Consider the following 8,833-nt stretch of genomic DNA (forward strand, 5'->3'; position numbering starts at 1 on the left):
GGTGCTCACGCACCCGCACAACCGGTCATCGACGGACCAGGCCTGCGGGCATCTAATCGCGCAGGTACCGTTCGAGCCGGGGCACGTGCAGGAGGGCCAGCGCGCGCTTCTCGATCTGGCGGACCCGCTCCCGGGTGACGCCCTGGATGACGGCGATCTGGTCGAGGGTGCGCGGTTCGTCGCCGTCGAGCCCGAATCGGGCCTTCAGGATCGACCGCTCCCGCGGCGGCAGCGCGTCGAGGTAGAAGCAGATGTCCGCGGCACGCAGCGTGACCGTCGCATACTCGTCCGGCTGCGGCAGGTCGTCGTCGATGATGAGCTCCGAGATGTCTCCGACGCCGTCACCGACCGGGGAATGCAGGGAAATCGGCTCATTGTCGTACTGCAGCAGCCGCGAGACGTCGCGGATGGGGATCTGCGCCGCCTCGGAGAGCTCCTTGAGCGAGGGGTCGCGGTCGAGGGTGCTCGTGAGGTCACGGCGGATGCGCTTGATCTTGTTGAGCTTCTCCGCGGTGTGCACGGGGATGCGGATCATCCGGGACTTGTCGGCCATTCCGCGGTGAATCGCCTGGCGGATCCACCAGGTCGCGTAGGTGGAGAACTTGTATCCGGTCATGAAGTCGTACTTCTCGACCGCTCGGACGAGGCCGATGTTGCCGTCCTGGACGAGGTCCATGACCGGCACCCCGCGGCCGGAGTAGTGCTTGGCGATGCTGACGACGAGGCGGAGGTTGGCTTCGATGAAGTGGTTCTTCGCCCGGCCGCCGTCGTGGGCGAGCCAGGCGAGTTCCCGGGAAAGCTCGTGGTCGTCGACCCCGTGCGCGAGCTTCTCTGCGGCGAACAGGCCGACCTCGATCCGCCGGGCGAGGTTGACCTCGTCCTCGGCGCTCAGGAGGGGGCCCTTGCCGATGCGGCGCAGGTAGTCGCCGAAGGCATCCGTGGATGCCCTGCTGTAGCGGGACGCTGCCGTACTGCCGGCCGAACGCTGGGATGAGCCGGCCGGGTTGATCGAGGGGAGCGGGGCGCGGTAGGAGTCGGGAGAATCGAAGTGGTCGTGGGCCGGTGCCGACGTGTTCATCGTGACGGTCACGGTCGCACCGCCGTTCCGATGGCGTTCTGGTGTTTTCTGGTGTTTTCTGCCGGGGTCATGCGGATGCTGATGGTGCTGTGGGTTCGGGTTGCCACGTCGTTGTGGAGTGGCAGGTCGATCGGGGCTTTTGACTCTGTGTCTAGGTCGTTCATGACTACCTCCGGGTCTCACTGAGACCACAAGTACACATGGTGAAAATGAGGCGCTCAAGGGGGTTGACTTTGCCACCACAAAAGGGGTATTTCTCATTTTTACCGGCGTGTCGCTTGGTTTTTCGGGCCTGAGTATGTGTGAGAGCGCGCCCATCCCCGCGCTGTCCAGCCGGCACCCCTCGGGTCCGCGCGCGGGGTCCGCCGCGTAGGCTTGCAGCATGATCGAACAGGTGTCTGAAATCTTCGACCCGAGCCAGTGGAAACTCGTCCCGGGCTTCGAGTCCCTCACCGACGTGACGTACCACCACGACCTCACCGGGCAGATCGCGCGCGTCGCGTTCAACCGCCCGGAGGTGCGCAACGCGTTCCGGCCGCACACCGTCGACGAGCTGCAGGCCACCCTCGAAGACGCCCGGATGAACCCGCGCATCGGCGTCGTCCTCCTCACCGGAAACGGCCCGAGCCCGAGGGACGGCGGCTGGGCGTTCTGCTCGGGCGGGGACCAGCGCATCCGTGGCCGCGACGGCTACAAGTACGCGGAAGGCGAGACTGCCAGCGGCATCGACAAGGCCCGCAGCGGCCGACTGCACATCCTCGAGATCCAGCGCCTGATCCGCTTCATGCCCAAGGTCGTCATCGCCGTCATCCCCGGCTGGGCGGCCGGGGGCGGGCACTCCCTGCACGTGGTCTGCGACCTCAGCATCGCGAGCGCAGAGCACGCCAAGTTCAAGCAGACGGATGCCAACGTCGGCTCCTTCGACGCCGGTTACGGCAGCGCATACTTCGCACGCCAGGTCGGGCAGAAAGCCGCGCGCGAGGTCTTCTTCCTCGCCCGCGAGTACTCCGCCCAGCGCGCCCTCGAGATGGGCGCGATCAACGCGGTCGTCCCGCACGCCGATCTCGAAAACGAAGCCATCGACTGGGCTCGCACGATCCTGACCAAGTCGCCCACCGCCATCCGCATGCTCAAGTTCGCCTTCAACGCCGTCGATGACGGACTCGTCGGGCAGCAGGTCTTCGCGGGCGAAGCGACGCGGCTCGCCTATGGCACGGACGAGGCCGTCGAGGGCCGCGACGCGTTCCTCGAGAAACGCGACCCCGACTGGGGTCCGTACGACTGGCAGTTCTAGTCCCGCCGTGACACGGATGCTCCGGGTCGTCTCCGTCGACCGGCCGCTCGACCTCCTCGACCTGCTCCGCGAGGCCCTCTCCGGGCGCGGGGACGCCCTGCTGCCCGTGCCCGTGCCCGTGCCCGTGCCCGTGCCCGTGCCCGTGCCCGTGACCGTTCCGGACGGCACGGCCGTCGTCATCGAGACGAGCGGTTCGACCGGCGTGCCCAAGCGGGTGCTGCTCGGCGCGCCAGCCCTCCTGGCGAGCGCCGCGGCGTCGAGTGCGGCGCTCGGCGGGCCCGGCCAGTGGCTGCTCGCCCTGCCCGCCCACTACGTCGCGGGCGTCCAGGTGCTCGTCCGCTCGCTCGAGGCGGGGACCACGCCGATCGCGCTGGCACCCGGTCACTTCGACCCGGCCGCCTTCTTCGAAGCGGCGACCCGGCTGACCGCGCCGCTGCGCTACACCTCCCTTGTGCCGGTGCAGCTCGCCCGCCTCCTCGACGCGGTCGACGCTGACGACCAGGGCGGGGCCGCGGAAATGCTCGCACTCCTGCGCCGCTTCACGGCGATCCTGGTCGGCGGCCAGGCCATGCCCCCTGCCCTGATCGAGCGCGCCGCCTCGCTCGGCATCGCGGTCGTGCGCACATACGGCTCCTCTGAAACGGCCGGCGGATGCTGTTACAACGGCAGCCCGATCGGCGACACGGTTGTGCGCGTCGTCGACGGCGAGCTCGAGATGTCCGGCTCCGTGCTCGCCGACGGGTACCTCGACGACCCGCTCCGCACCCACGACCGCTTCACCGAAGACCACGGCGTGCGCTGGTACCGCACCGGCGACCTCGGCGAGGTCGACGCCGTGACCGGCCTCGTGCGCGTGCTCGGCCGCGCGGACAACGTGATCATCTCGGGCGGAGAGAAGGTCTCCCTCGACGCCGTCGAACGCGTGGTGCGCGCCCTGCCCGGTTTCGCCGACGCGGTGATCGTGGGGGTGGCGGATGCCCGGTGGGGCCAGGTGCCCGTCGTCGCGGTCCCGGGGTCGCACTCCGCGGTGCCGGCCCGGTCGCGGGGCGAGGCCTCGCGCACGTCGCCGACCGCAACGCCGTTCAGCTCGCCGGAGACGGAGGCAGACACGGCGACGGCCCGACTCGCAGTCGTGAAGGACGCCGTCGCATCCGCCCTGGGCAAGGCGGCCCGGCCCGATCGCCTGCTTGTGGTCGCCGAGATCCCCCTGCTCGTCTCAGGCAAGCCCGACCGGCTCGCCCTGCAGCGCATCGCCGACGCCGGCCCCGTGCGGGCCTAGCCGCGGTCACTGGCCGTGGGCTGAGCCGCGGGCGCATGCGCTGGCCACGGGCGTTGATCTGCGCGCGTCGCGCGAGGGTGCCGACTCGCGGCATCCTCTTATCAAGTGCCCGGTAACATGAAAACGTGGCACAGGGAGCGCGGCCGGTCAGGCCCAAAATGCAGCGATTGAATCCTTCGGAGACCCTCGGGGCACCGGCGTCCGCCGGACAGCCGTCCGGAAAGCAGGCGGGTAAGCCAGCCGGGAAGGCAGCGGGCAAGCCCGCCAACTCCGGTCGATCCGGAAACCCGGCGAAGCGGAACGGCGCAGAGGCGCACGGCCGCTCCGGCCCGGCGACGGCCGGCGACTGGATCTCCGGCGCGCGCCTTCGCACCCTTCCCCTCGCGATCGCCCCGGTCGCCCTCGGCACCGGCGCGGCCATCGTCGCGAGCGACCCGGGCGTCTTCCACCCGGTCCGCGCCCTGCTCGCGCTCATCGTGGCACTCTGCCTGCAGATCGGCGTGAACTACGCGAACGATTACTCCGACGGCATCCGCGGCACCGACGCCTACCGCGTCGGCCCGGCCAGGCTGACCGGCGGAGGAGCGGCGAGGCCGCGGTCCGTGCTCACCGTCGCGCTCGCGTTCTTCGGGCTCGCCGCGTTCGCGGGTCTCGTGCTCGTGATCCTGAGCGGCCAGTGGTGGCTGCTGCTCGTCGGCGCCGCCGCGATCGTCGCAGCCTGGTTCTACACCGGCGGCAAGCGTCCCTACGGCTACTTCGGCCTCGGCGAGCTGTTCGTGTTCGTGTTCTTCGGACTCGTCGCAACCGCGGGCACGACCTTCGTGCAGGTCGGAACGGTGAACCTTGAGAGCTGGCTCGGCGGGGTCGCGATCGGGCTCATCGCCTGCGCCGTGCTGATGGTCAACAACCTGCGTGACATCGTCCCGGACAAGGCGTCCGGCAAGCGCACCCTCGCGGTGCTGATCGGCAACCTGCCCGGCCGCATCGTCTTCTGCGTGCTGCTGCTCGTGCCGTTCGCGATCGCGGCCTTCTTCGCGCTCTTCTACCCGCTCGCCTGGTTCGTGCTCTTCGTGCTCCTGCTCGCCCTTCCGGCGTGCCTGATCACCGTCACAGCGAAGACCGCGGCCGAGCTCATCCTGGCGCTCAAGCTCACGAGCTTCAGCGCGCTCCTGTACGGCCTACTACTGGGCGCTGCCTTCGCGTTCTGACGCCGCTGACCCAGCGGTCGTGACGGGCGCAGCGGATGCCGCGGCCCGCGTCGTCGCCCGGCCGGCGGCATCCGCTGCCTCGGCAGAGGCGACCGCGGCAGAAGCAGCGGCGTCGGCGGCACGGTCGATCGCCGCGTCCTCCGACTCCGCGTCGGGATGTACGACCTCAGCGGTGGGGTGCCGGGCCGTGTACAGGTCGAGGGCGACCTGCTCCCTGGGCTTCCGCAGGAAGATGTACGACAGGCAGAGCCCGATCAGGGCCGCGACGATGGCGGAGACCCACCAGACGATCGAGAGCATCAGCAGTACCGCGAGGGGTACTGCGAACATGAGGATGCGGTAGACCGAGTAGCTCAGCCAGGACGGGACAGCTTTCATGCTTTCAGCATAGATTGTGGTTCCGATCGTTAGATTTGCGGACCTCTGCGTACTCACCGATCTCTCGGGTGATATACGTAGAATGAGCGGATGGTAAAGGTGTGGCTTGTCGTAGGAATTGCGGTCATTCTCGTGACCGTCTATGCGCTCGTCGAGTGTGTCACCTTCGACCGCGGTCGGATCCGCGGATTGCCGCGCTGGGTCTGGGTCTTTGTGATCGTCCTGGTCCCCGTCGTCGGCGCCCTCCTCTGGCTGTTCATCGGCCGTGGCAGCAACCAGAGTTCCGCGCCCGGTCGCGGCCCATCGCGGCAGCTGGCCCCCGATGACGATCCCGATTTCCTGAAGAGCCTCGGCCGTGACCGGCTCCAGGAGGAGCGCATCCGCCAGATGGAGCAGGAGCTCGCCGACCTCGACAAGCCGGACGCGACCGACAAGCCCGACCGACCGGGCAAGGGCCAGAACTCCGGCCCCGGCAAGGGGCAGGCCGCCGGCAATGCCGGGCCATCGACGGGCCAGTCCACCGGCCCGGCGAAGGGTCCCGCCGCAGCCGAACCCAAGAAGACGACCGACCCTGGCGAGGGCGAACTGCCTGGCCGCCGGGATGCCTGACCCGATCCTGACCGACACCGCGGCCGTGGGTGGAGGCCTGCCCTTCACCAGTCCGGCGGCCTCCGGCAGCCCCGCGACCGATTTCAGCGTCGCCCTCCTCGGCGCGTTCGTGAGCCTCGGCATCCGCGACATCGTCGTGAGCCCCGGTTCCCGCTCGCAGGCGCTCGCCCTGGTCGCCGCGGAACTCGAGCGCCTCGGCCTGGTCCGCCTGCACGTGCGCATCGACGAACGCGGCGCCGGTTTCCTCGCGCTCGGCCTCGCGGTCGAGACCGGCGTGCCCGCCCTCGTGATCTGCACGTCCGGTACCGCCGTCGCCAACCTGCACCCTGCGGTGCTCGAGGCCCATCACGCCGGGGTGCCCCTCATCGTGCTCACGGCCGATCGCCCCGTCGAACTCCGCGGCATCCGCTCGAACCAGACGACCGTGCAGACCGGGCTCTTCGGCGTCGCGACCCGGCTCTGCCTCGACGTACCGGCCCCCGGTGCTGCTGCGATTGCTGCTGCCGGTGCCCCGGCCGGCCATGCCGCCGATGCCACCGAGTCCCGTGCCGCCGGTGGCCGTTCCTCCGACGATGTCCGCGCTGCCGAACTCGCCGCCCGGTCGATGGATGCCGCCACCGGAGGCCGCTCGCTCGACCCCGGTCCCGTGCAGCTCAACCTCGCCTTCCGGGAGCCCCTCTCCGCCCCCGTGACCCTCGAGCGCTCCGCCGACCCGGCCGCGACGACGACTGAGCCGCCGCTGAGCCACGGCCAGACCGACGGCTCACCCGCTTTCGCGGTGAGCGGTGACATGGTGACGGGTGACCAGGCCGCTCTCGTCGTCGACGGGGGGCTGCGCACCGTCGTGGTCGCCGGCACAGGCGCGGGGAGTGCTGCAGAGGAGTTCGCCCGGGCCGGAGGCTGGCCACTGCTCGCGGAGGTGTCGAGCAACGCCCGCTTCGGGCCGAATCTCGTGGCCGCATACCGTGAGCTGCTGCAGGCCGAGGACTTCGGCGGCAGGGTCGAGCGCGTGATCGTGTTCGGACATCCGTCGCTGAGCCGGGAAGTCCCGGCCCTCATCCAGCGGGACGACGTCGAGACGATCGTCGTGGCCCCGACCGGCGCCGAGTGGTACAACCCTGGGCACCGGGTGCGCACGTTCGCCCGCACGGCGCGTGTCGGCGCATCCGCTTCGTCCGAGGCGGAAACCCGCGACGGCCGGGCCTGGCTCGGCAGCTGGGTGATGTCGAGCCGGCGCGTTCTCGACGCGGCGACCGAAGACGCGGATGTCCCCTTCGGCGCCCACGGGATGACGCGCGCCGAATTCGCAGCCCTCCGCGCTCCCGTCACCCGGAGCATGCTCGTCGACGCCGTCTGGCGGGCCTCCTGGCCGCACGACCGGCTGGTGCTCGGCGCGTCCCGGTTGATCCGCGAGGCGGACCGGCGGGTGCCGGGCAAGAAGATCTCCGTGCACTCGAACCGGGGCCTCGCGGGCATCGACGGCACGATCGCGACCGCGACGGGTATCGCGCTCGCGAGCCAGGCGTTCCAGCACGGCAGCGAACCGCGCTCGACCGGCACGACCCGGCTGCTCCTCGGCGACCTCGCCCTGTTGCACGACGCGGGATCGATGCTCCTGGTCCCTGGCGAGGCGCGGGCGCGGCTGCAGGTCATCGTCGGCAACGACGGTGGCGGAACCATTTTCGACGGGCTCGAGGTCGCGGCATCCGCCCCCGACGACTTGATCAGCAGGGTGCTCTACACACCGCAGGGCGTCGACCTCTCCGCGCTCGCCGCAGCATACGGCTGGGAATACGACCGGGCGGCGACCCGCAGCGAGCTCGAGCGGGCGCTCACCGCGCCGCCGCTCGGACCGAGCCTGCTCGAGGTGCCGCTTACGCGCTAGGTTTTCTCCATAGCCTTACGCGGGCCCGGCTGCACAGTCTCAGTCTTCCTGCGGTTTTCGACGAAGGGTGCATCATCATGAGCGGACTCAACCAAAAGTTTTGGGATTCAGACCCGATCGAGACGCTCCGCGTCGGCCCCGGATTCCGGCTCGCCTCCGTCGACCCCGACGCGACGCCCGGCTTCGACGGGGTCGTGAAGAAGAACGCCGACAAGGCGCTCGCCTCGGGCGTGGGTCTGCTCGATTCGCTTCAGGAGAAGCTCTACGCCAATAGCCGGGCTTCCGCAGACGACGGCGGTGGCCGCAAGGTGCTCCTCGTGCTGCAGGCCATGGACACCGCAGGGAAGGGCGGCATCGTGCGGCACGTCGTCGGGTCCGTCGACCCGCAGGGTGTGCGCCTCACCGCGTTCAAGGCACCGACAGCGGAAGAACGCGCGCACGACTTCCTCTGGCGGGTGCGGAGCCGCGTGCCTGGGCCCGGCCTGATCGGGGTCTTCGACCGCTCGCACTACGAGGATGTGCTGATCGCCCGCGTCCACGAGCTCGCCCCCGCCGAAGAGATCGAGGCCAGGTACGGGCAGATCCGCCAGTTCGAGCAGGACCTCGTCGACGACGGAACCACGATCGTCAAGGTCATGCTGCAGATCAGCTCGGCAGACCAGAAAGAGCGGCTGCTCGAGCGCCTCGAACGCCCGGACAAGCACTGGAAGTACAACCCGGGCGACGTCGACGAGCGGATGCGCTGGGCCGACTACCAGACGGCATACCAGCTCGCCCTCGAACGCACCTCGACCCCCGACGCGCCGTGGTTCGTCGTTCCCGCGGGCAAGAAGTGGTACGCGCGCCTCGCCGTGCAGCACCTGCTGATCGATGCCCTCGAGCGTCTGGACCTCGACTGGCCGCCCGCCGCCTTCGACGTCGACGCCGAAAAGGCGCGCCTCGCAGCCACCTGACCCGCCCCATCCGCCCACTCCTCCCGTTCATCCCGCGAGAGTACGAAATCGGCCCTTATGGGTCCGTCTTTAGGGCTGTGAAGTCTCGTTCTCAATCTGACAGTTCTGTCTCATGACCTTGCTGACAGTTCTGTCTCGGGACCTGCCTG

At 69.6% G+C, this 8,833-nt stretch carries 8 protein-coding genes; 6 read left to right on the forward strand and 2 right to left on the reverse strand.

The genetic code is table 11. The features are described 5' to 3' along the window. Window positions 1–52: 52 nt before the first annotated feature. Window positions 53–1,090 (reverse strand): sigma-70 family RNA polymerase sigma factor, encoded by a 1,038-nt coding sequence (locus QN357_RS15810; RefSeq protein ID WP_323505178.1) that lies wholly within the window; start codon window positions 1,088–1,090, stop codon window positions 53–55. A 370-nt stretch (window positions 1,091–1,460) separates the two neighbouring features. Between QN357_RS15810 and QN357_RS15815 the strand changes: the two genes are divergently transcribed. From QN357_RS15815 to QN357_RS15825, 3 genes are all read left to right on the forward strand, one after another. Further along, a complete protein-coding gene (locus QN357_RS15815; RefSeq protein WP_134558652.1) occupies window positions 1,461–2,372 on the forward strand; it encodes a 1,4-dihydroxy-2-naphthoyl-CoA synthase in 912 nt (303 codons plus the stop codon). Window positions 2,373–2,388: 16 nt separating this feature from the next. Beyond that, window positions 2,389–3,651: an AMP-binding protein gene (locus QN357_RS15820; protein WP_323505180.1), complete on the forward strand. Its 1,263-nt coding sequence runs from the start codon at window positions 2,389–2,391 to the stop codon at window positions 3,649–3,651. Window positions 3,652–3,809: 158 nt separating this feature from the next. Continuing rightward, window positions 3,810–4,859, forward strand: a complete 1,050-nt coding sequence (locus QN357_RS15825) for a 1,4-dihydroxy-2-naphthoate polyprenyltransferase (RefSeq protein WP_134448821.1) — start codon at window positions 3,810–3,812, stop codon at window positions 4,857–4,859. Here QN357_RS15825 and QN357_RS15830 read toward each other — a convergent pair. Then, window positions 4,833–5,237, reverse strand: coding sequence for a DUF4229 domain-containing protein (locus QN357_RS15830; RefSeq protein ID WP_134448788.1), 405 nt, complete (start codon window positions 5,235–5,237; stop codon window positions 4,833–4,835). The genes QN357_RS15825 and QN357_RS15830 overlap by 27 nt on opposite strands. A 90-nt stretch (window positions 5,238–5,327) precedes the next feature. Here QN357_RS15830 and QN357_RS15835 point away from each other — a divergent pair, with 90 nt between their 5' ends. From QN357_RS15835 to QN357_RS15845, 3 genes are all read left to right on the forward strand, one after another. Further along, entirely contained in the window at window positions 5,328–5,846 is a 519-nt protein-coding gene (locus QN357_RS15835) for a PLDc N-terminal domain-containing protein (protein WP_134448789.1), read from the forward strand. After that, window positions 5,839–7,731, forward strand: a complete 1,893-nt coding sequence (locus QN357_RS15840; protein ID WP_323505179.1) for a thiamine pyrophosphate-binding protein — start codon at window positions 5,839–5,841, stop codon at window positions 7,729–7,731. Before QN357_RS15835 ends, QN357_RS15840 begins: the two co-directional genes overlap by 8 nt. A gap of 77 nt (window positions 7,732–7,808) precedes the next feature. Next, the gene (locus QN357_RS15845; protein WP_134448791.1) at window positions 7,809–8,684 is read left to right on the forward strand and encodes a polyphosphate kinase 2 family protein; all 876 of its coding nucleotides are present in this window, start codon (window positions 7,809–7,811) and stop codon (window positions 8,682–8,684) included. Window positions 8,685–8,833: the final 149 nt, after the last annotated feature.

Source organism: Cryobacterium sp. RTC2.1 (assembly GCF_035018685.1).
GTDB classification, from domain to species: Bacteria; Actinomycetota; Actinomycetes; order Actinomycetales; family Microbacteriaceae; genus Cryobacterium; species Cryobacterium glucosi.

Coding starts and splice junctions, on each gene's coding strand:
- QN357_RS15815 (WP_134558652.1), top strand. CDS start 1,461: ATGATCGAACAGGTGTCTGAAATCTTCGACCCGAGCCAGTGGAAACTC.
- QN357_RS15820 (WP_323505180.1), top strand. CDS start 2,389: ATGCTCCGGGTCGTCTCCGTCGACCGGCCGCTCGACCTCCTCGACCTG.
- QN357_RS15825 (WP_134448821.1), top strand. CDS start 3,810: ATGCAGCGATTGAATCCTTCGGAGACCCTCGGGGCACCGGCGTCCGCC.
- QN357_RS15830 (WP_134448788.1), bottom strand. CDS start 5,237: ATGAAAGCTGTCCCGTCCTGGCTGAGCTACTCGGTCTACCGCATCCTC.
- QN357_RS15835 (WP_134448789.1), top strand. CDS start 5,328: ATGGTAAAGGTGTGGCTTGTCGTAGGAATTGCGGTCATTCTCGTGACC.
- QN357_RS15840 (WP_323505179.1), top strand. CDS start 5,839: ATGCCTGACCCGATCCTGACCGACACCGCGGCCGTGGGTGGAGGCCTG.
- QN357_RS15845 (WP_134448791.1), top strand. CDS start 7,809: ATGAGCGGACTCAACCAAAAGTTTTGGGATTCAGACCCGATCGAGACG.